Genomic DNA, 21,697 nt, shown 5'->3' on the forward strand with positions numbered 1-21,697 from the left:
ATGGCCAATCACGCGTTCGGACGACGGCGGCGGATCAGCACGCCGGCGCCGATGCCGATCAGCACGACCAGGCTGAATCCGGACAGCCAGGCACCGACGTTGTGCATGGGCATCCGGTAACCGAGCCGCACCGTGTGGGTCCCTTCCGGCACGGCCACCGCCACCAGGCCGTTGTCGGCCGGCACCAGCGGGGCCGGAGCGCCGTCGACGGTCGCCACCCAGCCGTGCTGCAGCGCGTCGGCGACGACCAGGTAGCCGGCGCCCTGCGCGCCGACCCGGGCGGCGATGTCGTCGGTGCCGTCGTCGGTCACCTCGACCGTGGCCGGCCGGCCCGCCGGCGCCACCGGCGGCGCGCTGTCGAGCACCACCTCGTCGGGCCGCAGGCCGGGACCGGTCAGGGCAGACATCCGGGCCGCCGGGGTGGCTCCCACGTAGACGCCGCTGGCCCAGCGGATCCGCGGCAGCGCGGTGGCGCGGCTCCAGACGACCGAGTTTCCGGCGTACGCGATCTTCAATCCGTCGGCGGCCGAGCCGACGACCGAGACGGCCGGCGCCGCGCCGGCAGCGGCGACGGTGAGCGGTTCGTCGACGCCGACCACGGCGACGGTCGGGGTGCCGGCCGGGATGTCGTCGCCGGCGACCGCGACGTAGCTGGGCCGGCCGGCCTGGGTGTCGCGCAGCAGCCGGCTGCCCTTGGCCAGTTCGTGGCCCTGGCGGTCGCGCACGCTGACGTCGATCCGGGCGGTCTTCGGCGCGGCGGCCGGCAGGGTCACGGCGACGCCGCGGACCGGGCCGGTGACCGGCAGGTCGACGGACTGCGGCCGGCCCGGCCGGAGCGTGACCGTCGACCCGTCACCGGCGGTGATCCGCTCGGGCCCGAAGATCCGCGCCTGCGGGGTGGTGACGAAATAGCGCACCGAGAGCCGGTCGAGGACCGGGCTCTGCGCCATCTCCTGGGTGGCCGGCAGCCGCAGCAGCGTGGTGCCGAACTTCTCGCCGGGCAGCCCCTGCACGGTCTGCGCGAACCGCTTGTCGAAGAACCCCTCGCCGGTCAGCGAGCGCAGCCCGGCCGCGCTGTCAGCACCCGGATACATGCCGCCGTCGGCGGACGCGAACCGGTCGTGGCCCAGGTTGGCGGCCAGGTAACGGTGCACGTCGGTCTGCGGGTACCAGGTGTCGCGGTCGACCCGCGGCCAGTAGCCATAGACCGTGAACAGCGCCTGCACCAGGACCAGCAGCGGCACCGCGACCGCCGCGGCCGGAGTCAGCCAACGCCGCCGGACGGATGGCCGCCAGAGCGACCACAGGGCGAGCGCGGTGGCCGCGATGATTGCCAGCCCGGCCGCGCAGCGCACCGCGAAGCTGAGCGGTCGCAGGTCGCTGCCGGGAGCGGCGACCACCCGCCAGCCGTCGAAGAGGGTCAGCGCGAGCGCGAGCACGCCGACCGCGCCGACGCCGATCGCCCAGCGCCGGTGTGCCGCCGGCAACTCGGCGGCCTTGGCCTTGCGCAGCGCGATCTCGAAGCCGACCGCGATCAGCATCGCGATCAGGAAGCCGAGCACGCTGCGGGCCCGGCCGACGAAGTTGTCGGCGAACAGGACGGGCAGCTTCTGCAGGATCGACAGCGGCGGGCCGCCGAGGTAGATCAACGCGGCCCAGACCACGGTGGCGGCGACCAGGTAGGTCCAGACGCCGCGGGGCAGGAACGAGCGGGCGGCCGCCGGCAGCGCGACGGCCAGGAAGAACAGCACCAGGCCGGCGGCGCCCACGTACGAGAGCGCCTCGACGGCGTTGTGCTGCAGCGCGAAGCTGTTGACCCGGCCGAGCGACCACGGCGCCCACGACGTGATCAACGCGGCCGGCTCGAGGTGGTCGGCGCCTGTCTGGCCGCGGTAGCTGAGCTTGGCGTTCTGCATCGAGGCCACGAACGGCAGCAACTGGATAGCGGTGATCATGACGGCGCCGGCCACCGCGCCGGCGGCGGCGAGGATCGGCGCGACGGCCCGCCTCCGGCCCTGGGCCAGCGCCCGCACCACCAGATAGCCGCCCGCGGTCAGCACCGTGTAGCCGGTGACCGCCGGGAAGCCGCCGAACAGCATGCAGGCCAGTGCGACGGCGAGCAGCGCGCCGTCGCGGACCCGCCGTTCGGTGACCAGCCGCTCGGTGGCCCAGAAGACCGCCGGGATGAATGCCGCGACCCGGGTCTGCGGCCAGTTGGTCCAGACGATCATGAACGCGCTGGTCACGAACGCCAGGCCGCCGAGCAGCGCCGCGGCCCTGCCCAGCCGGAGCCGGCGCAGGAACAGGTAGCAGCCGCCGGCGGCGACCAGGATCTCGAGCAGCTTGACGAACGCGGGCGCCATCGACGACGGCAGCACGTAGTAGGGCAGGGTCAGCGGCGACAGTACGGCGTAGTTGGGCACCGACCCGAGCACCCCGCCGCCGCCGACGTAAGGGTTCCACGCGGCCAGGTGGCCCTGCTTGAGTTGCTCGGCGAACAGCGACGTGCCGGGCAGCACCGAGGCGACGATGTCGTTGGCGATGGTGCTGGTGACCTCGGGCTGCGACAGGCCGGCGCCGGCGTAGGGGCTGCCGGAGACGAGCAGGTCGGTGTTGGCCAAGGTGGTCAGGCCGAGCAGCGGGGTGCCGATGCCGACCAGCGCGAAGAGCACCACCGCGGCCAGGGCCACCCGGTCGACGAGTCGGCCCAGGCCGGCGCGCGACGGTGCACCGGCCTCGGCGCTGTCGCGGTCCTGGTCTGCTGACGTGGTCAACGCAGCCGGTCGCATGGGATGTGTACCTGCCCGTAGGGAGCTCCGCGCGGACCGGACAACAGTATCGCCTCAGCTGCGGAGGAATGGGCGCGGCACGCGTGCCTGGCGGTGTGGACCTGTGCCGACCAGCTGGGCGTCGATGGCGTACGGATCTGGTGAACGACCCGGTAGTTGGCGACCGAGGTGACCGCGAGCAACAGGCCGAGGACGACCAGTGGTGCCCACCCGGCCGGCCCGGCGCCGGCCCGTGGCCGCAGCAGCGCGACGAGGGCGACGACGATCAGCATCGACGGCGCGACCAGATAGCGGTTGGGCACCCGGCCCAGCAGCATCGCCTCGGCCGCGTAGAGGCCGGCGGCGTGCAGCAGGGCCAGCACGGCCAGCGTGATCCGCGGCCCACCCGGCTGTCGCCGGCGCAGCAGCGCGCCGGCGCCGGCGCCGAGCAGCGGCACCAGGGCGGCCGCGATCAGCCACGGGTGGTCGGACACGGTGCTGATCGGGTGGGTGATCCAGCGCTCGCCGAAGAACGTCTGCGGCAGCAGCCGGTCGAACACCGAGCCGCCCACCCACAGCGGGTCGACGCGGGTATGGCCGATGCCCCCGCGGTCGGCCTTGCCGGAGGCGAGCCCGGCCAGTTGGATGCCGATGCCGACGACCAGCGCGCAGGCGGCGGCGATACCGGACCGGTCCCGGCGGACGGCGGCCCGCAGCAGCGCCAACGGGAGGAACACGACGGCCAGGGTGCTGGTCAACGCCGCGAGCGCGACCGCGACCGGTGCGCCGATCCGGCCGAACCGGGTGCGCGGCACCGCCAGCAGGATCCAGAACAGCGTGTAGAGCATCGGGAACTGGAGCGTGGCGTTGTTGTTGACGGCCTCGCCGTTGGCCACCCACTGCAACACCACCGGCGCCGCCACGAACAGCCGCAGCGCGGGGTGCGGCAGGAAGCCGGCGGCGCACCGGTAGACGATCGCGGCCAGGCCCAGCGTGCTGCCGATCACCAGCGCCGTGTTGACGGCGGCCCACCAGGAGACCGGGAAGCTGGTGACCACCTCGGCCACCAGTCGGCTGTAGACGCAGAAGTAGCCGTTGATGGTGGTGGTGATCGCGTCGACGAGGGAGCGGTTGGCGGCGTCGCCGAGGAAGTTGGCACCGTCTTCGGCCCACACCGTGTCCCAGGCGCCGACGCCGGAGGTGCGCCAGGCCGGGTAGATGACGCCGCAGAGAAGCACGGCCAGCCCGAGCGGTCGACGGAGCCCCGCGACGCCGGTGGCGGAGGACTCGGGAAACAGCGTCGCGGCCGGTGTCCGCGGTGCCGGTGCCGAGGCTTCTCCCGGCCCGCTGACCCGCTCGTCGACGGTCACAGCGCCGGACCATACGCGATTCGGGCGCGCGCGGGGTACCCGGCCCATCGACGCTCGACTTTCGGCTGTCGCCGACCACCACTACAGTGGCCCGAATGGCCGTCTGCAACGAGACCGACCTGTCCGGCGACGAACTGGCCCAGCTCTACGACGACCGCTTCGACGCGGCCGAGCTGGAGAGCAAGCGCGTGCTGTGGGAAGCACTCTGCCGCGGCTTCTTCGACCGCTACGTCGATCCCGACGACACGGTCGTCGACCTGGCCGCCGGCACGTGCGAGTTCAGCAACGCGATCCGGGCCAAGCGGAAGATCGCCGTCGACCTCAACCCCGACACCCCCAAGTTCGCCGTCGACGCCGACGTGGTGGTCGCACCGAGCGACGACATCGCGGCGATCGACGACGGCACCGCCGACGTCGTGTTCACCTCGAACTTCTTCGAGCACCTGCCCGACAAGCGGGCCCTGCTGCGCACCCTCGGCGAGACGCGGCGGATCCTGCGACCGGGCGGCCGGCTGCTGGTGCTGATGCCCAACCTGCGCTTCGTCGGCCAGCGTTACTGGGACTATTTCGACCACCACCTGCCGCTGACCCACCTGAGCCTGGTCGAGGGGCTGGGGCTGGCCGGCTTCGAGACCGACGAGGTGATCCCCCGCTTCCTGCCCTACACGGTGAAGGACTCCCCGGTGCGGGTGCGGCCCGCGTTCGTCCGCGCCTACCTGCGACTGCGGCCGGCGTGGCGGGTGTTCGGCCGGCAGATGTTCGTCGTGGCCCGCCGGCCGATGCCCCGCTGAGCCCGGCCTACCAGTTCACGATCCGCACTGCCGGCTCGCGGCCGGACGGCGTCGACCGCACCGTCAGATCGGCGAACTCGGCCTTCCAGGCCGCCTTCTCCTCCTCGGACTGGTGTGACCGGATCACCCAGACGACCGCCTCGGGGCTCGACTTGTCGGCCAACCCGATCGCTTCCAGCACGGCCGCGTGGATCGCGGCCGGGTCGCGACCGCCACTGACCACGATCGCGTCGTCGGCGTACGTCGGCCGCCAGCCGACCGCCGAGTTCGGGTCGGGGCGGTGACCCGGTCGTTCCGGCCAGTAGAACGCGAACCCGAACATCGCCGAACCGCTGACCAGCACGATGTCGCCCGGTCGGCGGTTCGCCCAGACGTACGCGGTCGGTCGCCGGGTGTCCTCCGACGTCGCCGAGACGCGTACGCCCAGTTCCGGGTCGTTGCCGTTGAACCGCAACCAGTCCGCGGTCGCCCAGAGGTAGCCGCCGAGCGTCGCGAGGGCCAGCACGGCGGCGACGGCCGTCGCACCAGCCCGCGAACGGCGGGCCAGTAGGCCGCCGGCCGACGTGGCGATGCCGACGACGCCGAGCGCCGCGAAGGCGGTCAGGCAGACCAGCAGGAAGTGTGACGTGCGCAGGTCGAGCAGCGGGTAACGGTGGGCCAACCCGGCCAGCACGCCGGCCGGGAGCAGCAGGGCACCGGCCAGGGCCAGTGCCGGTCGCCCCGACCGGGCGACGGTGACCAGACCGGCGGCGGCCAGCAGGAGCAGCAGCGGCCAGGGCATGCCGAGGAACGGCCGCAGGCCCGTCAGCCTGCCGCCGAGGAAGCCGGGCAGCTGCCCGAAGGTCGGGAAGAAGGGCTCCCAGAAGCTTTCCATCGCGCCGTTGGCTCCGTTGCGGGCCAGCCCGACATAGGCGGCCGCGGACACCGCCAGCATCAGCGCACCGGTGACCGCGGCCTCGACGGCCTGCCGGCGCTGGCCGCGGACCAGCGCGGTGATGACCAGCGCGCCGGCCACGCAGCCGCCGACCAGCACGGTCGGGTGGCTGATCAGAGTCCCGAGGGTGAACGTCGCCAGCAGCAGGCCCAGCCGCCGCCGCGAGTAGGAGGCCTCGACCAGCCCGCCGACCGTCAGCAGGAGCAACGCGACCGTGGCGTCCGCGGTGTACTGCTTGAGGTCGTGGCGCACCTGCTGGGCCGGCAGCAACGCGACCGCGAGGCCGGTGACCAGCCCGGCGACGACCCGGTGGGCCGGCGACGGCCAGCGCGGCACGGCCGCCAGCGCGTAGCCGGCCAGCACCGAGAGCACCAGGAAGCCGATCGGCACCAACCGGAGGTCGTCGACGTCGGGCACGAGACGCAACAGCGCGGTCCAGCCCACCGGTGTCGACCCGGTCACCGCCGACAGGTCACCGAGCGGGAACCGGACCGAAGCGGCGACCCACGCCTCGTCGAGCCAGTAGGGCAGGGCCAGCGCCGCCCGCACGTCGTGGATGGCCAGCGTGGCCGCGATCAGCGCGAGCGGCGGGAGCCCTTCGAGCAGCCGGATCCCGCGCCTGCCCCACGAACCGCCCCGGACGCTGGTGGTCACCGCAGTCGTCTACAGGGGATCCTGACCGTCCACCAGGTGTGTCTGTAGTCGAACCACGGCTTCCCGGGCTGGGCGGCACAGGCCGCCGTCGCCTGGCGGACGGTCTCGTCCCAGCCCTGGCTGGTCGAGCGCCCGTTGGGACCACGCAGGTTGACGGCACAGACCACGGCCAGCAGGACGACGAGGCCGAAGACCGGCACCCGGGTGGCCAGTCGCGGGCGCGCGTCCGTCGCCGCCGGCGCGGCCGCGGGCACCGGCCGGAGCAGCGCGACGAGGGCCACGTAGAGCAGCAGGGCCACCGGGATCACGTAGCGCGGCTGGGTCCAACCCATGTTGGAGACCGCGGCGGCGAAGAACAGCCCGCCGGAGACGATCGCGGCGACGGCCAGCGGCCAGTGCGGGTTGGTCACCCGGCGCACGGCGAGCACCACGACCGTGGCCACGAGCGCCCAGGCGACCAGCGTCAGCACGAGGTGGGCGGCGCCGCTGATCGTCCACGGGACCGGCCAGCCGCTGATGTCGGTGCCGGGACCGCCGAGCCACTTCTCGCCGAGCACGGCCCGCGGCACCGCGCTGTCGGCGTATTCCTTGAGCAGCCACAGCGGGTTGTAGCGGGGTCGACCGACGCCGGCCCGGCTCGAGTCACCGGTGAGCATGAAATAGCCCTGCAGCCCGAGCCCGAAGAGGTAGGCCACGGCCACGGCCCGGGTCACCCAGTCGCGCACCGCCCAGAGCCGCAGCAGCAACAGCGGCAGCAGCACGACCGGCAGGATGCTGCTGGTCGTGGTGTAGAGCGCGACGGCAACGACGACGACCTTGCCGACCGGGGTACGCGGACGCCAGAGCAGCGCCCAGAACAGCGCGTAGAAGGCGAAGAACTGCACGGTGGCGATGTCGTTGTCGGCCTGTGTGTGGCCGACCGGCACCATCACCACCGGCACCGCGACCAGCGCGCGCAGCCACCACTGCTGGAAGAAGCGGCCGCTGGCGGTGTAGGCGACCGCGGCGGCCGTGGTGATCAGGGCGACCGCGATCAGCGTGAGCACCGGCGCCGCCCAGCGCACGCCGAACAGCGTGGCGATCTCGGCGGACAGCCGCGGCCCGACGTGCAGGTAGCCGTTGAACGGGGTGAACACGACCTCGCGGGCCGGTTGGGAACCCAGCGCGCCGGTCAGGAAGCGCTTGGCGTCTTCGATCCAGGTCGAGTTGAGCGCGCCCGGGCCGCCGGTGCGGGAGATGCTGACCCCCATCAGGGCCAGGAAGCCGAGGACGCCGAGCAGCAGCGCCCGGGCGGACGGGCCGGCGGCGGCCGGCTCCGGGAACAGCGACCGGATCCAGGCACCGCGCGGCGGCGAACCGCCGGCCGCCGAGCCCGCGGGCTGGCGACCGGCCTCGGTGGCCTCGGCCAGGCTCACAGCCGACCGTCGTGCACGGCCTGGGTGACCCAGGGGATGACCTCGTCGAGCATGGTCTCGAGGCTGGTCGTGGCTTCGAAACCGAGGACCTCGCGGGCCTTGGTCACGTCGGGCACGCGCTTCTGCACGTCGTACTCGTAGGGGTCGTCGGAAACGACCTGGAACGGCACGTCGGGGCCCTTGATCTTGCGCCAGATCACCTCGGCCAGGTCGAGCACGGTGGTCGACTCGGCGGTAGAGAGGTTGAAGTCGTCGTTGGTGGCGGCCTCGTGCTCCATCGCGACGACGATGCCGCGGGCGAGGTCACCGCCGTAGGTGTAGTGCCGGACCTGGTCGCCGGAGCCGAGGATGTGCAGCGGGTCCTGGCCCTTGACGATCTTCTGCACCAGGTCGGGGACGACGTGCGACATCGCCAGCTTGACGTTGCCGGACAGCACCTCGACCTCGCCCAGAGCCCGGCCCTCACCGACGCCGACGCAGTTGAACGGGCGCACGATCGTGTAGGGCAGCTGGTACTGGTCCCAGGCGGCCCTCGCGTAGTACTCGACCGCGAGCTTCTGGAAGCCGTAGGACGACAGCGGCGGCGGCACCTTGCGCTCGTCGCCCTCCTTGCTCGGCCACGTCTCGGTCGACTCGAAGACCATCGACGACGACATGTAGGTGACCTTCTTGAGCTTGCCGTCGCGGTGTGCCGCGATCGCCGCGTCACACGAGGAGGCCATGATCCGCTCGTTGGTGGCCAGCAGGTCGTAGGCGTAGGCGTGGAAGTAGGAGATGCCACCGATCATCGCGGCGCCCGCGATGAGGTGGTCGCAGTCCATGAGCAACTTGGTCATCAGGTCGACGTCGCGCGCGTCGCCCTCGACGAAGTGGTAGCGCGGGTGGTCGTCGTAACTGCGCGACACCGGGCCGTACTTCGAGTAGTTGTCGAGGCCGACCACCTCGTGACCGCGGCCGAGCAGTTCCTCGACCACATACCCGCCGATGAACCCGGCCGAACCGGTAACCAGGACCTTTGCCACTGCGAGTGCTCTCCTCTATCGAGTTTTCTGGAGGTCGTCGGACAGCGCCGTGCCGGCGCCGCGTTGCGTGGGAGCCTTGGCGCCGAGGCGATCCGGGGTGAGCCGGCGGCCGTAGGCGAAGAAGTACCACCGCAGGTAGCCGGGCATGAACCGGCCGAGGTCGAAGCGGGACTCGCCGAGCTGGCGGTCGAGCCAGATCGTCGGAATCTCGGCGACGGGCCGGCGCAGCCGGGTCGCCTTCGCGGTCAGCTCCAGGCCGATCTCGAAACCGGTCCGCGACTCGATGCCGACCTCGCGGACGAACGCGGTGTCGTAGGCCTTGAAGCTGTTCGTCGCGTCGCGGGTGCCGGCGCGGGCGAACATGTGCAGGGTGCGCCCGGCCCACTTCGACATCAGCCGCTTGAACCGGGGCCCGCCGACCTGCTGGCCGCCGGGCATGTAGCGGGACGCGGCCGCGACGACCACGCCGCGGTCGACCAGCCGGGCCAGGTCGTCGATCTGCCGCGGGTCGTCGCAGCCGTCGGCCATGGTGACCACGGCGACGGGTGCCTGCGCCGCGTCGATGCCGAACCGGATGGCGTTCGCGGGGCCGCGGCCGTAGGTGTTGAGCACGGTGCGGACGCGCGGGTCGTGCCGGGCGATCTCCTGCGCGTACGGCACGGTCGTGTCCTCGGGCATGTCGTGCACCACGAGGACCTCGGCCGGCAGCAGCACCTCGCGCAGGATCCGGTCGAGACAGCGGGTGATGTTCTCACCCTCGTTGTAGACCGGGATGACGACCGAGACCCGCGGCGTCATACCAGCACGCCCCGCCCCGTCAGCCCCCACATGTCGACGATCGGGATGTCGGTGTCGAGGGCCGCGTATTCGGCGTGCGGCGACGCGATCACCAGCAGGTCGGCCCGCTTGAGCACCTCGTCGAGCGGGGTGAACCGGTCGTCGACGATGTGCGGGTCGGTGCAGAGCGTCTCGCGGGTCTTCAGCGACAGGATCTTGCGCAGCTTGTAGGCCAGGCTCTCCCGCGGGTCGTCGCTGCCGCCCTTGAACGCCATGCCCAGGATGCCGACGGTCAGCTCGCCCAGGTTGTAGCGCTCCTCGAGGCGGGAGACCAGGTAGAGCGGCAGGCCCTCGTTGATCAGCATGGCCGAGTGGCCGAGCACGAAGTTGTTGCGGTTGAACGCTGCCAGCTGCATCGTGTCCTTGAACAGGCACGGCCCGGCGGCGAAGCCCGGCATCGGGATGTCGGCCGCGCGCGGGTAGTCGAACGCGATCGCGTGCCGGATCCGGGCGAAGTCGAGCCCGAAGTCGTTGGCCATCATCCAGAACTGGTTGGCCGTCGCGAACTTGATGTAGCGCCAGGTGTTGGTGAACAGCTTGGCCAGCTCGGCCTCTTCGGGCTCGAGCGGCACGATCCGGGTGGTCAGCTTGCGGAACAGCGCCTCGGCCCGGGCCAGCGCCGTCGGGTTGCGGGCGGCGACGATCTGCGGCAGCTCGAAGAGCTCGGTCATCGCCTTGCCCTCGGCGATCCGCTCGGGGCAGAACGCCACGTCGGCGCCGATGCCCTTGCTGGCCAGCAACTTCTCGGTCAGCGCGGTGACGCCCGGGTAGACGGTGCTGCGCAGCACCACCAACTGGCCGTCGCGCAGGTGCTCGGCGCAGCGCTCCAGCGCCCGCGGCACGGCGCCGAGGTCGGGGTTGAGGTGCTCGTCGACCGGGGTGCCGACGACCACGACCAGGTTTTCGGCGGAGCCGACGCTGGCCGGATCGGTGCTGGCACGCAGGCGCCCGGCCGACACCACGTCGGCGAGCACGTCGGCCGCGCCCTCCTCGGCGAACGGCAGCGTGCCCGAGTTGACCACGTCGACCGCGTCGGCGTTGATGTCGTAGAGCACCACCGACAGGCCGCGGGACGCGAGCGCGATGCCGAGCGGGAGGCCGACCCGGCCACATCCGCCGACGACGCAGACGTCTACATCGAACCCGGTAGCCGGCTCATGGGCAGAGGCCACGTGATCTCCCGTGAAAGGTGCGGATGACGACACGCCATTCGGATCGACAACCAACGCAGGCTAGCCGAACGTGAGAGAGCGGTCCAATCCCGCATCCGGCTAACGTCACCACTCTTTCGTGATTCGGCCGCGCACGCGCGAACGGCTGCCGGGATTCATCCGTCCGGCAGCCGCTTTCTCGTGGTCAGGCGCCGCGCAACGTGGCGCCGAACCGGTTGGCCGCCTCGGCGACCGCGGCGTCACGCGCGGCGACCGCCTCGTCGACGGTGAGCGTGCGGTCGGGCGCGCGGAAGGTCAGCTTGTAGGCCAGCGACTTGCGGCCGGCACCGAGTTGCTCCGACGCGTAGACGTCGAACAGCCGCACCGACTCGAGCAACTCGCCCGCGCCGTCGGCGATCGCCCGCTGCACGTCGGCGGCGGGGACGCCGTCGCCGACCACCAGCGCCACGTCGATCAGCGCCGGCGGGAAGCCGGAGACCCGCGGCGCCGGTGCCACCGGCGCGGCCGGGACCGCGTCGAGGTCGATCTCCGCGGCCACGGTCCGCTTGGGCAGGTCGAGCGCGGCCACCACGGCCGGGTGCAACTCGCCGGCCCAGCCGACCACGACGTCGTCGACCGCGATCTCGGCGCAGCGGCCCGGATGCCACGGTGCCACCGCCGCCGACCGCACGACCACCCGCTCGGCCGGGATGCCGGCGGTGTCGAGCACCGTGCGGGCGGCTTCGACGGCGTCGGCCCAGCTGGCCGGGCGTCCGCCGCCCCACCAGCCGGCCGCCTCGGCCTCGCCGGCCAGCACCACGGCGACGTGCCACGGCTGCTCCGGGACAACCGCGTCGGCGGCGGCGAAGACCGACTCGGCCGGCCGGTCGTCGACGCCCATCACGGGCGGCGCGCCGGCGCCGCTGCGTGCCTGGAAGACCACGCCGACCTCGTAGAGCGCGAGGTCGCGGGCGCCCCGGCCGACGTTGCGGCGCAGCGTGGCCAGCAGCGGCGGCAGCAGCGTGGTGCGCAGGTAGGGCTCTTCGTCGGAGAGCGGGTTGGCCAGCCGCACCAGGGCCCGCCGCGGGTCGTCGTCGGGGATGCCGAGCGCGTCGAGCGCCGCGATGCCCACGAACGGGTAGGACAGCACCTCGACGTGGCCGGTCTCGGCCAGCGCGCGGGCCACCGAGCGGCGCCGGCGCTGGGCGTCGGTCAGGCCGCGACCGGCCGGCGCGAGGGGCAGCCGCCCCGGCACCTTGTCGTAGCCGTCCAGCCGGACGACCTCTTCGACCAGGTCGGCCGGGTCGGTGAGGTCGGGCCGCCAGGTCGGCGGCACGGCGGATAGCCGCTGGCCGTCGACGGTGACCGTGCAACCGACGGCTTCGAGCAGGGCGACCACCCGGGCCGGCTCGTAGGGCACCCCGACGCGCCGGGTGGGCAGGTCGACGGCCATCTCGATCGGGCGGCGGGGCTGGACCGCGTCGAGGTCGAGGATCTCGTCGCCGACGGTGCCGCCGCCGTAGGTGGTCATCAGCTCGACCGCCCGCTGCAGCGCGACCAGTGGCAGCGCCGGGTCGACGCCGCGTTCCCAGCGCTTGGCGGCCTCGCTGAACAACTTGTGCCGGCGGGCGGTGCGGCCGACCATCACCGGGTCCCAGTGCGCCGCCTCGAAGAGCACGTCGGTCGTGCCGGGGTGCACCTCGCTGGTCTCGCCGCCCATCACCGCGGCCAGCGAGATCGGGCCGGTGTCGTCGCAGATCACCATGTCTTCGGCGTCGAGCGTGCGGGTGACGCCGTCGAGCGTGGTCAGCTTCTCGCCCGGCGTGGCCCGGCGGACGACCAGCGGGCCGCGCACCCGGTCGAGGTCGAACGCGTGCATCGGCTGGCCCAGCTCGAGCATCAGGTAGTTGGTGATGTCGACCGGCAGCGAGATGGTGCGGATGCCGGCCTGGGCGAGCCGGCGGACCATGAACGCGGGCGTCACGGCGGCCGGGTCGACCTCGCGGACCGCGCGGCCGGCGTACCGGTCGCAGCCGACCGGGTCGCGCACCTCGACCGGGTAGGCCGGCTCGGCCGTCGCGCCGGGCGCCGGCACCAGGGCCGGGTCGCGGAACGGCACGCCCACGGCCAGCGCCAGCTCGCGGGCGATGCCGCGGACCGACATGGCGTACCCCCGGTCCGGGGTGATCTCGACCTCGACCACGACGTCGTCGAGCCCGACCAGCGGGCGGGCGTCGTCGCCGGGCACCGCGTCGGTCTCCGGCGGCAGCACGATGATGCCGTCATCGCGCGCGCCGGCGGCACCGCCGTCGCCCAGTCCTAATTCACTTGCTGAGGTGATCATGCCGGCCGACATGTGGCCGTAGGTCTTGCGGGCGCCGATCTCGAACCCGCCGGGCAGCACGCCGCCGGGCAGGATCACCACGACCAGGTCGCCGGGCGCGAAGTTGCTGGCGCCGCAGACGATCTCCTGTGGCGCGCCGGTGCCGTTGGCCGGACCGACGTCGACGGTGCAGAACCGGATCGGCTTCTTGAAGCCGGTCAGCTCCTCGACGGTCAGCACCCGGCCGACCACCAGGCCGCCGGTCACCGAGCGGCGGAGGTCGACAATGGACTCGACCTCGATGCCGAGGCCGACCAGGGCCGCCTCGAGGTCGTCGGCGGACAGGTCGGCCGGCAGGTCGACGTGCTCGCGCAGCCAGGACAGTCCGACCCGCATCTACAGCTCCATCCCGAATGCGCGCGTGAAGCGCACGTCACCCTCGACCATGTCGCGCATGTCGCTGATCCCGTGCCGGAACATCAGCGACCGTTCGATGCCCATCCCGAACGCGAAACCGCTGAACTCGTCCGGGTCGATGCCGCAGGCGCGCAGCACCCGCGGGTTGACCATGCCGCAGCCGCCCCACTCGACCCACTGTGGACCGTCGCGGTGCTCCGGGAACCAGATGTCGAACTCGGCCGACGGCTCGGTGAACGGGAAGTAGTGCGGGCGGAACCGGGTGCGCGCGTCGGGCCCGAACATCGCCCGGGCGAAGTGGTCGAGCGTGCCGCGCAGGTGGGCCATCGTGATGCCGCGGTCGACGACCAGGCCCTCGACCTGGTGGAAGACCGGCGTGTGGGTCGCGTCGAGCTCGTCGGTGCGGTAGACCCGGCCGGGCGCGATCACGTAGATCGGCGGCGTGCGGGTCAGCATCGCCCGCGCCTGCACGGGGCTGGTGTGTGTGCGCAGCACCAGGCCACTGCCCTCGGGCCCGATGTGGAACGTGTCCATCAGCCCCCGCGCCGGGTGGTCCGGCGGGATGTTGAGCGCGTCGAAGTTGGTCCACTCGAGCTCGGCCTCGGGACCCTCCGCGATCTCGTAGCCCATCCCGACGAACAGGTCGCCGATCCGCTCCATCAGCGTGCTCAGCGGGTGCCGGGCGCCGCGCGGTCGGCGGGCCCAGGGCAGCGTCACGTCGACCCGCTCCTCGGCCAGCACCCGCTGCTCGCGCTCCGCGGCCAGCGCGGCCGACCGGGCGTCGAACAGTTCCTGGATGTGCCGCCGGGCCTCGTTGACCCGCTTGCCGGCGTCGGACTTGGCGGCCGGCGGCAGGGCGCCGATCTCGCGCCGCGCCAGCGACACCGGCGCCCGGTCGCCGAGGTGCAGGTGGCGAAGCTGGGTCAGCGCGTCGGGATCGGCGGCGCCGGCGAACGCCTTGTCGGCCTCGGCGACCGCCGCGTCGAGCGCGGCGGGATCGAGGTAGGCGACCTGCTTGGGGTCATAGGGGTCGTTGCGGTAGGACATGACTCTCCCTCGGCGGGACAACCTCGCAAGTCTACGGGCGGGCCGGTGCCGGGCGGCGCAGGGCTCGGGCGCTGGCGTAGAGGCAGACGGCGGCCGCCGCGGCCAGGTTGAGGCTCTCCGCGCGGCCGTGCAGCGGCACCCGGACCCGGTGGTCGGCGGCGGCCAGCAACGGCTCCGGCAGGCCGTGCGCCTCCGAACCGAACAGCCACGCGGTCGGCCCGGCGAGCCCACCGCTGTCGGCGAGGTCGTCGAGGTCGGAATCGCCGTAGCCGGTCGCCGCGAGCACGGTCAGGCCGTTTTCCCGCAGGCTCGCGACCACCGCGGCCGGGTCGCCGTCGCGGACGACGTCCGGATGGAACACGCTGCCGGCACTGGCCCGGACACACTTCCCGTTGTACGGGTCGACCGCGTCACCGGCGAACACCACCGCACCGGCGCCGGCCGCGTCGGCGGTGCGCAGGATGGTGCCGGCGTTGCCCGGGTCGCGGATCTCGGCGAGCACGGCCACGAGACGCGGCCGCTTCGCGAGCGCGCCGGCCAGGCGTACGCCCGGCTGGTGGCAGACGGCGACGAGCCCCTGCGGCGCCACGGTCTCGGCCAGCGCGGCGATCGCGCCGTCGGTGACCGCGGTCGCCCGCTCCGTCAGCTCCGGGTGCCGGGTGCGGGACTCTTCGGTGGCGAACAGTTCCTTGACGGCTCCCGCGGCCAGCGCCTCGCGGACGGCCTGCGGACCTTCGGCCAGGAACAGGCCGGTCTCGTCACGGTCCTTCCGCCGGTGCAGGCGGCGGGCAGCAATGACCCGGGGTGTCCGCTCGGTGAACGGAACGACCCCGGGTCGCTGGTGCTGCGCCGACAACCGCTTCAGGCGGCCTTCGCCGCGCCGCCGGTGCCCTCGGCCGCGACGGCGGCCTTGGCGACCTCGACGATCGCCGCGAAGGCGGCCTCGTCGTGCACGGCCAGGTCGGCCAGGATCTTGCGGTCGACCTCGATCCCGGACAGCTTCAGGCCCTGGATCAGCCGGTTGTAGGTCATGCCGTTGGCGCGCGCCGCGGCGTTGATCCGGGTGATCCACAGCTGGCGGAAGTCACCCTTGCGGTCGCGACGGTCGCGGTAGGAGTACTGCATCGAGTGCAGCACCTGCTCCTTGGCCTTGCGGTAAAGGCGGGAGCGCTGACCGCGGTATCCGCTCGCGGTCTCGAGCAATGTGCGGCGCTTCTTCTGGGCGTTGACCGCCCGCTTGACGCGTGCCATCGAGTGTTCTCCTTCGGTCGGTGGCGCGCGTCAGCGCCCGAGCAGCTTCTTGATGCGCTTGGTGTCGGCCTTCGAAATCTCTTCGGTGCCGGACAGCCGACGGGTGCGGGTCGAGGACTTGCCCTCGAGCTTGTGCCGCTTACCGGCGGGCTCGTGCACGATCTTGCCGCCGCCGGTGACACGGACGCGCTTGCCCGTACCGGTGTGGCTCTTCATCTTCGGCATCTTGTTACGTCTTCTCCCCTGTCACTCGCCGGGATTTCCGGCGGGCCCGGCCGTGGTAGCCGATGACGCCGCCTCGGCGGCTTCGTTCTCGTCCGCACGCTGCTCGCGGGCCGAGGGCGGCTTGGTGTTCGCGGCCACCGCGGCGGCCTTGGTGGCCCGGTGAGGGGCCAACACCATGATCATGTTGCGGCCGTCCTGCTTGGGAGCGGCTTCGACATATCCCAGTTCCGAGATCTCCGACTCGAGCCGGCGCAGCAGGCGGTAGCCCAGCTCCGGACGACTCTGCTCGCGACCACGGAACATGATCGTGACTTTGACTTTGTCTCCGGCCTTGAGGAACCGCACCACGTGACCCTTCTTGGTCTCGTAGTCGTGCGGGTCGATCTTCGGACGGAGCTTCATTTCCTTGATGACCGTCTGTTGCTGGTTTCGCCGTGCTTCGCGTGCCTTCAGTGCGCTCTCGTACTTGAACTTGCCGAAGTCCATGAGCTTGCACACCGGCGGGCGCGCCATCGGCGCAACCTCGACCAGGTCCAGGTCTACATCCGCCGCCAGCTGAAGTGCGCGCTCCAGCGGGACGATGCCCACCTGCTCGCCTTCAGGACCGACCAGTCGGACCTCTCGTGCCCGGATCTGCTCGTTGACGCGTGGTTCGACGCTGATGAGGCCTCCTCGTTGCCATGCCTGTTGCTGCGGTCGCAGCTTGTGCGCCAACCGAGGAGAAGCAGAAGGCCCCGGCGCATGCCAGGGCCCGCTCGACCGGTCGGCACGCTCACGCGTGCACTCCCGCACCAGAGCCCACAGGCTCGTGATCCGGTGACCGGACCCGGCGCTCGTGATCGAGGCTCGGGTGGGAGCAGGCGCTCCGCTTCACCGCCACCCACGCGCGAACGCGCGGACAGCATGGTCGACGACGACAAGGTTACCAGGTCGGGCGCCACCCCGCGAAACGGGCACCGGTTACACCGGTGACGCCGGGTCCTCCGGCGCTGCCGGCGGCGCCGGCGGCGCGACGTGGGCGGCGGGGTCCGGGCAGATCACCAAGGGGCCAGGATACGGCGGCGGCGGCCAGGCCGCCCCGCCCGGCCACGGCTGCGCCGCACCGGCCGGGGGCTCGAACCCGGGCGCGTCCCCGGCCGATCCCGCGTAGCCGGTCGCGGCCGGGTTTCCCGCACCGGAGGCGTAGCCCGCCGCAGGGGCGTAGCCGGCCGCGGCCGGGTTTCCCGCACCGGGGGCGTAGCCCGGCACGGACATGTAGCCGGTCGCGGGCGCGTAGCCGGCCGCAGGCGCGTAGCCGGCCGCAGGCGCGTAGCCGGCCGCAGGCGCGTACCCGGCCGCAGGCGCGTAGCCGGCCGCAGGCGCGTACCCGGCCGCAGGCGCGTAGCCGGCCGCAGGCGCGTAGCCGGCGGCGTACCCGGCGGCAGGCGCATAGCCGGGGTAGCCGACCGGCCAGGCCGGCGCGGGTGGGCGGGGCACGAAATAGCGGTGGGCCGGCGGCACCGCGATCAGCACCACGATCGCGATCACCAGGAGCAGTTCGAGCACCGTGCCGATGCTCACGCCGCCGAAGACCGCGTCGTCGAAGGCCGTCGTCCGGGAGTAGAGGGTGTCGAGGAAACGCGACTCCTGCCACGGCAGGCCGTCCACCGGTACGTCGTCGACGGGCACGTCGCCGATGCCAGGGTCCGCGAGACCGCCGACGAAGAACGGGACGGCGAACAGGCCGACGACGCACGGTGCCAGGCCCACCAGGAGGTGGGCGCCCCCGCCGACGAAGACGAGCACCCGGGCGACGTTGCGGCCCCGGCGCATCGGCACCGCGGTCGCCGCCAGCCAGGCCGCCATCAGCAGCAGCAGGACGCCGGGGACGACGGCGCTGAAGACGTTGGCCGAACGCTCGTCGCTGATCTCGACCGGGTCCGCGTCGGGCACGAGGGCGACGGCGCGGGAGATCTGTCCGTCGAAGTAGATGGCGTGTGCCACCAGCAGGCCGATCATGCCGAGCAGCAACGCGACCGCGCCGATCTGGAGCCAGAACGCGACGGTCACCGATGCCGGCCGGGGTGGCCGGGACGCGGCCGACGGCTGCGGATCGGCGGTGATCAAGGTCATGGCAGGAGAACCTACGTGCCGGCGACGGCCGTCGATTCCCCCGTTCGGCCAGTGCTAGCGCGGGTGCTCGTGGAACACTTCGGCGCCGGAACCGTTGCGTTTGGCCGCGTACATGGCCTCGTCCGCGTCCCGGAGCAGGGCCTCGATCGGCTTGTCGACGCTGACCGCGACGCCGACGCTGGCCGCCGGGTGCAGGATGTGGTCGTCGATCGACACCGGACGGGCCAGGGCGTCGACGATCCGCCGGGCGGTGTCCGCGGCGGCCCGCTCGGTCGTGTCGACCAAGATCACGGTGAACTCGTCGCCGCCCAACCGGGCGACGGTGTCGGCCGGGCGCACGCTGTGCTCGATCCGCCGCGCGGTGATCCGCAGCAACTCGTCGCCGGCCGGGTGCCCAAACTCGTCGTTGACCTCCTTGAACTGGTCGAGGTCGAGCAGCAGCACCCCGGTGCCCCGGCCGCGGGCGGCGGCGTCGTGCAGTGCCTCCGCGCGCTCGTTGAACAGCGCGCGGTTGGCCAGGCCGGTGAGCGCGTCGTGGCTGGCGTCGTGCCAGAGCCGTTCCCGCAGCGCGACGGTGTCGGAGACGTCGCGCACGTTGAGCACCACCCCGGCGACCGCGGGGTCGCCGAGCCGGCCGGTCGCGATCACCTCCAGCCAGACGCGGGCGCCCCCGGCGCGCCGCACCTCGAGTTCGTCGGTCCCGGTGGTCGACCGGCCGGCCAGCACCGGCGCCAGCAGCCTGTCGAACTGCCGGGCGTCGACCGGGCGCAGGAGGTCGGCAACCGGCCGACCGACGGCGGCCGACGGGTCCTGCCCGAGCACCGGCCACAGGGCCGGCGTCGTGTAGGTGACCACCCCGGCGCGGTCGAGCACCAGGGTGATGTCGGTGGCGTGCTCCACCAGCGAGCGGAACCAGCGTTCCCGGCGGCCGACCGCGTCGACGGTCCGGTCGAGCGTGCCGACCAGCCGGGCGTTCTCGACCAGCAACGCGTCCTGCCGCACGATGATCAGGCCGGCGATGATCACGGTGCCCATGGCGGTGCCCCAACTGCGCGCGCTCAGCCCCTCGTCGGCGAGTTGCGCGATGAGCAGCGCCTGCGTGGTGCCGAGGGCGACCAGCGGCGCCGCGAGCCGGGTGCGGCGGCCCTCGAACAGCGGAGCGGCGGTCGTCAACTGCGCCAGGCATGGCGCGGCGGCGAGCAGCAGCGCCGGCAGCAACCGGATGACCAGCACCCACTCACTGTCGTCGGCGTTCATGACCTGCGGGTTCAGTGCGCGTTCGAGCCCGTGCAGGGCGGCGGCCACACCGATGCAGACGCCGGTGGCGACCGGGAACGGCGCCGCACCGGTGACCAGCAGGTGCGTGACGGCGAACGCCGAGACGAGCAGGATGATCGCGCCGACGGCCGTCCAGACCCGGTCCTCGGGCTGCTCGGCGCTGAGCGCACCGGTCAGCGCGATCGTCCAGATGAAGACCGCGGCCGCCACCAGGACCGTGCCGGCGTCGACCCACAGGTCGCGCCGGGCCGGGCCGCCGCGCTCGATGCAGACGAAGATGAAGGCCAGCAGCCACGCGGATCCGATCGTGACCAGCGCGGTCGGCGCGGTCCAGGCGGTGCTGTGCAGCCCGGGTTCGACGGCCACGTCGACCGATCGCAGCACCGCGGCGGCGACGAATATGACGCCGCTGACCGTGGCCGCCCGCCAGAACTGGCGGGCCCCGGGCGAGTCGCGGCGGCGGTCCGCCAGTTGCCAGGACAGCCCGGCGAACGCGACGAAGCACGCGGACTGGGTCACCCACGAGGTGACCGCCGGAGCCGGGCCGGTGAGGATCAGGATGGTGGCGGTGACGAACGTGCCCAGGAGTAGCCAGAGCCAGGGCCTGGCCAGCACACCGCCGGCGGGCCCCACGCTCCTGCCAAGCTCGGCCGCCGTCAAGCCCCCATGACACCACGCCGGCCGCCGACGCGAGGGACTTTCAGCCCGATTCGGCCGTCGCTGTCGCGTTCTGGTGTGCGGCCAGCAGGTGGCGGAGGGCGCGGACGCCGGCCAGCGCGTACTCCCGGTCGACGAACTGAAGCGCGACGATCGTGACCAGTTCGTCGTCGTGGAGTTCGGCGCCCGCGAACGAGACACCGCGCTCGAAGCGGATCGCCCGGACCACCTCCCAGGGGAGGTCGTAGGAGCCGATGACGTTGCGAATCCGGATGCCCGTGGCGTCGGCGTCGACCCGCGGGCGCAGGAACAGCAGGATGCCGGCGGCGAACGCCAGGCCCAGGCCGATCATCGCGGTCTGGTCGCCGCGCTGGAAGACGGCCTGGCCCTCGCCGGTCGAGCCGGTCAGGCCGAAGCTGACGGCGGTGAAGACGATCACGACGGCCGCGGCCGCGATGATCGCGACCTTGCGGGCCCGCTGCGGGCGGAAGGTCACCGTGCCGGCCGGGTCTGTTGACGCCGTGTCACTGGTCACGGCAGCCCAGTCTGCCACAGCGGGCCGCGGGCCCGGTCAGAGGCGACAGTTGTGGATGCCGGTGACCAGGATCGCGCGGGCGCCCAGGTCGTACAGCTCATCCATGATCTTGTGCACGTCGGTGCGCAGCACCATCGCCTGGACCGCGACCCAGCCCTCGCGGTGCAGCGGCGAGACCGTCGGCGACTCGATGCCCGGCGTGAGCGCGGTGGCCTGCTCGAGCAGGTCGGCCCGCACGTCGTAGGCGAGCATCACGTAGCGGCGGGCGACCAACACCCCTTGCAGGCGGCGGATCAGCTGGGCCACCGGCGCCGAGGAGACCGAGTCCCGCCCGATCAACAACGCCGACGAGGTCAGGATCGGGTCGCCGAGCACGGCCAGGCCGGCCTGGCGCAGGGTGGCGCCGGTCTGCACGACGTCGGCGACCACGTCGGCCACGCCGAGCCGGACCGCGTTCTCGACGGCGCCGTCGAGCCGGATCACCTGGGCGGCGATGTTGTTGTCGGCCAGGTAGCGGTTGACCACCCCCGGGAACGAGGTGGCCACCCGCCGGCCGGCGATCTCGTCGACCGTGGTCAGCGTCGCCGGGCTCGCGGCGAACCGGAAGCTGGCGCCCGCGAAGTCGAGGTCGAGCAGTTCGTCGGCCGGGCTGCCGGCGTCGACCAGCAGGTCGCGGCCGGTGATGCCGAGGTCGAGGTCGCCGGAGCCGACGTAGGTGGCGATGTCGCGGGGGCGCAGGTAGAAGAACTCGACGTCGTTGGACTCGTCGCGGCAGACCAGGTCACGTTCGTCGGTGCGCTGGCGGTAGCCCGCCTCGCGCAGCATCTCAGCGGCCGGACGGGAAAGGGTGCCTTTGTTGGGCACGGCGATGCGCAGCATTTCTGGAGCTCCTCTGGAAGGCGTCGAACCG

Annotated in this window: 18 protein-coding genes; 1 reads left to right on the plus strand and 17 read right to left on the minus strand. The window is 72.6% G+C overall.

What is annotated here, in order from left to right:
* Positions 1 to 8: 8 nt before the first annotated feature.
* Together AB0J74_RS24750 and AB0J74_RS24755 are read right to left on the minus strand one after the other, a co-directional pair.
* Positions 9 to 2,789 carry a YfhO family protein gene (locus AB0J74_RS24750; RefSeq protein ID WP_363451801.1) on the minus strand — a complete coding sequence of 927 codons (2,781 nt, stop codon included), beginning with the start codon at positions 2,787 to 2,789 and terminating at the stop codon, positions 9 to 11.
* The gene (locus tag AB0J74_RS24755; RefSeq protein WP_363451803.1) at positions 2,771 to 4,138 is read right to left on the minus strand and encodes a hypothetical protein; all 1,368 of its coding nucleotides are present in this window, start codon (positions 4,136 to 4,138) and stop codon (positions 2,771 to 2,773) included. The genes AB0J74_RS24750 and AB0J74_RS24755 overlap by 19 nt, the downstream gene beginning before the upstream one ends.
* Before the next feature lie 95 nt (positions 4,139 to 4,233).
* Here AB0J74_RS24755 and AB0J74_RS24760 point away from each other — a divergent pair, with 95 nt between their 5' ends.
* The gene (locus AB0J74_RS24760) at positions 4,234 to 4,929 is read left to right on the plus strand and encodes a methyltransferase domain-containing protein (RefSeq protein WP_363451805.1); all 696 of its coding nucleotides are present in this window, start codon (positions 4,234 to 4,236) and stop codon (positions 4,927 to 4,929) included.
* Between the two features lie 7 nt (positions 4,930 to 4,936).
* Here the strand turns inward: AB0J74_RS24760 and AB0J74_RS24765 are convergent, their stop codons facing one another.
* The 15 genes from AB0J74_RS24765 to hisG all read right to left on the minus strand — a co-directional run bounded on the left by AB0J74_RS24765 (position 4,937) and on the right by hisG (position 21,666).
* On the minus strand, positions 4,937 to 6,517 hold the full coding sequence (locus tag AB0J74_RS24765; protein WP_363451807.1) for a hypothetical protein: 1,581 nt from the start codon (positions 6,515 to 6,517) through the stop codon (positions 4,937 to 4,939).
* On the minus strand, positions 6,514 to 7,932 hold the full coding sequence (locus AB0J74_RS24770) for a hypothetical protein (protein WP_363451809.1): 1,419 nt from the start codon (positions 7,930 to 7,932) through the stop codon (positions 6,514 to 6,516). Before AB0J74_RS24770 ends, AB0J74_RS24765 begins: the two co-directional genes overlap by 4 nt.
* A complete protein-coding gene (locus AB0J74_RS24775) occupies positions 7,929 to 8,954 on the minus strand; it encodes an NAD-dependent epimerase/dehydratase family protein (protein WP_363451811.1) in 1,026 nt (341 codons plus the stop codon). Before AB0J74_RS24775 ends, AB0J74_RS24770 begins: the two co-directional genes overlap by 4 nt.
* A 15-nt stretch (positions 8,955 to 8,969) precedes the next feature.
* Positions 8,970 to 9,752: a glycosyltransferase family 2 protein gene (locus tag AB0J74_RS24780; RefSeq protein WP_363451813.1), complete on the minus strand. Its 783-nt coding sequence runs from the start codon at positions 9,750 to 9,752 to the stop codon at positions 8,970 to 8,972.
* Positions 9,749 to 10,963, minus strand: a complete 1,215-nt coding sequence (locus AB0J74_RS24785) for a nucleotide sugar dehydrogenase (RefSeq protein ID WP_363451815.1) — start codon at positions 10,961 to 10,963, stop codon at positions 9,749 to 9,751. Before AB0J74_RS24785 ends, AB0J74_RS24780 begins: the two co-directional genes overlap by 4 nt.
* Positions 10,964 to 11,147: 184 nt before the next feature.
* Positions 11,148 to 13,661: a phenylalanine--tRNA ligase subunit beta gene (gene pheT, locus AB0J74_RS24790; RefSeq protein WP_363451817.1), complete on the minus strand. Its 2,514-nt coding sequence runs from the start codon at positions 13,659 to 13,661 to the stop codon at positions 11,148 to 11,150.
* Positions 13,662 to 14,729, minus strand: coding sequence for a phenylalanine--tRNA ligase subunit alpha (locus AB0J74_RS24795; protein ID WP_363451819.1), 1,068 nt, complete (start codon positions 14,727 to 14,729; stop codon positions 13,662 to 13,664).
* Positions 14,730 to 14,760: 31 nt separating this feature from the next.
* Positions 14,761 to 15,585, minus strand: a complete 825-nt coding sequence (locus tag AB0J74_RS24800) for an RNA methyltransferase (RefSeq protein ID WP_363451821.1) — start codon at positions 15,583 to 15,585, stop codon at positions 14,761 to 14,763.
* A 5-nt stretch (positions 15,586 to 15,590) separates the two neighbouring features.
* Positions 15,591 to 15,980, minus strand: coding sequence for a 50S ribosomal protein L20 (gene rplT / locus AB0J74_RS24805; protein WP_363451823.1), 390 nt, complete (start codon positions 15,978 to 15,980; stop codon positions 15,591 to 15,593).
* A gap of 30 nt (positions 15,981 to 16,010) precedes the next feature.
* Positions 16,011 to 16,205, minus strand: coding sequence for a 50S ribosomal protein L35 (gene rpmI, locus AB0J74_RS24810; RefSeq protein WP_089255971.1), 195 nt, complete (start codon positions 16,203 to 16,205; stop codon positions 16,011 to 16,013).
* Positions 16,206 to 16,226: 21 nt separating this feature from the next.
* Positions 16,227 to 16,868 (minus strand): translation initiation factor IF-3, encoded by a 642-nt coding sequence (gene infC / locus AB0J74_RS24815; RefSeq protein ID WP_363452228.1) that lies wholly within the window; start codon positions 16,866 to 16,868, stop codon positions 16,227 to 16,229.
* Between the two features lie 297 nt (positions 16,869 to 17,165).
* Positions 17,166 to 18,317, minus strand: coding sequence for a hypothetical protein (locus AB0J74_RS24820; protein WP_363451825.1), 1,152 nt, complete (start codon positions 18,315 to 18,317; stop codon positions 17,166 to 17,168).
* 54 nt (positions 18,318 to 18,371) lie between these two features.
* Positions 18,372 to 20,255 carry a diguanylate cyclase gene (locus AB0J74_RS24825; protein ID WP_363451828.1) on the minus strand — a complete coding sequence of 628 codons (1,884 nt, stop codon included), beginning with the start codon at positions 20,253 to 20,255 and terminating at the stop codon, positions 18,372 to 18,374.
* Between the two features lie 40 nt (positions 20,256 to 20,295).
* Positions 20,296 to 20,787 (minus strand): PH domain-containing protein, encoded by a 492-nt coding sequence (locus AB0J74_RS24830; protein WP_363451830.1) that lies wholly within the window; start codon positions 20,785 to 20,787, stop codon positions 20,296 to 20,298.
* A 36-nt stretch (positions 20,788 to 20,823) separates the two neighbouring features.
* A complete protein-coding gene (gene hisG, locus AB0J74_RS24835) occupies positions 20,824 to 21,666 on the minus strand; it encodes an ATP phosphoribosyltransferase (protein ID WP_363451832.1) in 843 nt (280 codons plus the stop codon).
* Positions 21,667 to 21,697: the final 31 nt, after the last annotated feature.

The organism is Asanoa sp. NPDC049573 (genome assembly GCF_040676615.1).
Lineage (GTDB): Bacteria > Actinomycetota > Actinomycetes > Mycobacteriales > Micromonosporaceae > Asanoa.

What these genes read in the sequence shown, in the direction of transcription:
- AB0J74_RS24750 (WP_363451801.1), bottom strand. Translation starts at nt 2,789, where the DNA reads ATGCGACCGGCTGCGTTGACCACGTCAGCAGACCAGGACCGCGACAGC.
- AB0J74_RS24760 (WP_363451805.1), top strand. Translation starts at nt 4,234, where the DNA reads ATGGCCGTCTGCAACGAGACCGACCTGTCCGGCGACGAACTGGCCCAG.
- AB0J74_RS24780 (WP_363451813.1), bottom strand. Translation starts at nt 9,752, where the DNA reads ATGACGCCGCGGGTCTCGGTCGTCATCCCGGTCTACAACGAGGGTGAG.
- pheT (WP_363451817.1), bottom strand. Translation starts at nt 13,661, where the DNA reads ATGCGGGTCGGACTGTCCTGGCTGCGCGAGCACGTCGACCTGCCGGCC.
- AB0J74_RS24795 (WP_363451819.1), bottom strand. Translation starts at nt 14,729, where the DNA reads ATGTCCTACCGCAACGACCCCTATGACCCCAAGCAGGTCGCCTACCTC.
- rplT (WP_363451823.1), bottom strand. Translation starts at nt 15,980, where the DNA reads ATGGCACGCGTCAAGCGGGCGGTCAACGCCCAGAAGAAGCGCCGCACA.
- rpmI (WP_089255971.1), bottom strand. Translation starts at nt 16,205, where the DNA reads ATGCCGAAGATGAAGAGCCACACCGGTACGGGCAAGCGCGTCCGTGTC.
- AB0J74_RS24820 (WP_363451825.1), bottom strand. Translation starts at nt 18,317, where the DNA reads ATGACCTTGATCACCGCCGATCCGCAGCCGTCGGCCGCGTCCCGGCCA.
- hisG (WP_363451832.1), bottom strand. Translation starts at nt 21,666, where the DNA reads ATGCTGCGCATCGCCGTGCCCAACAAAGGCACCCTTTCCCGTCCGGCC.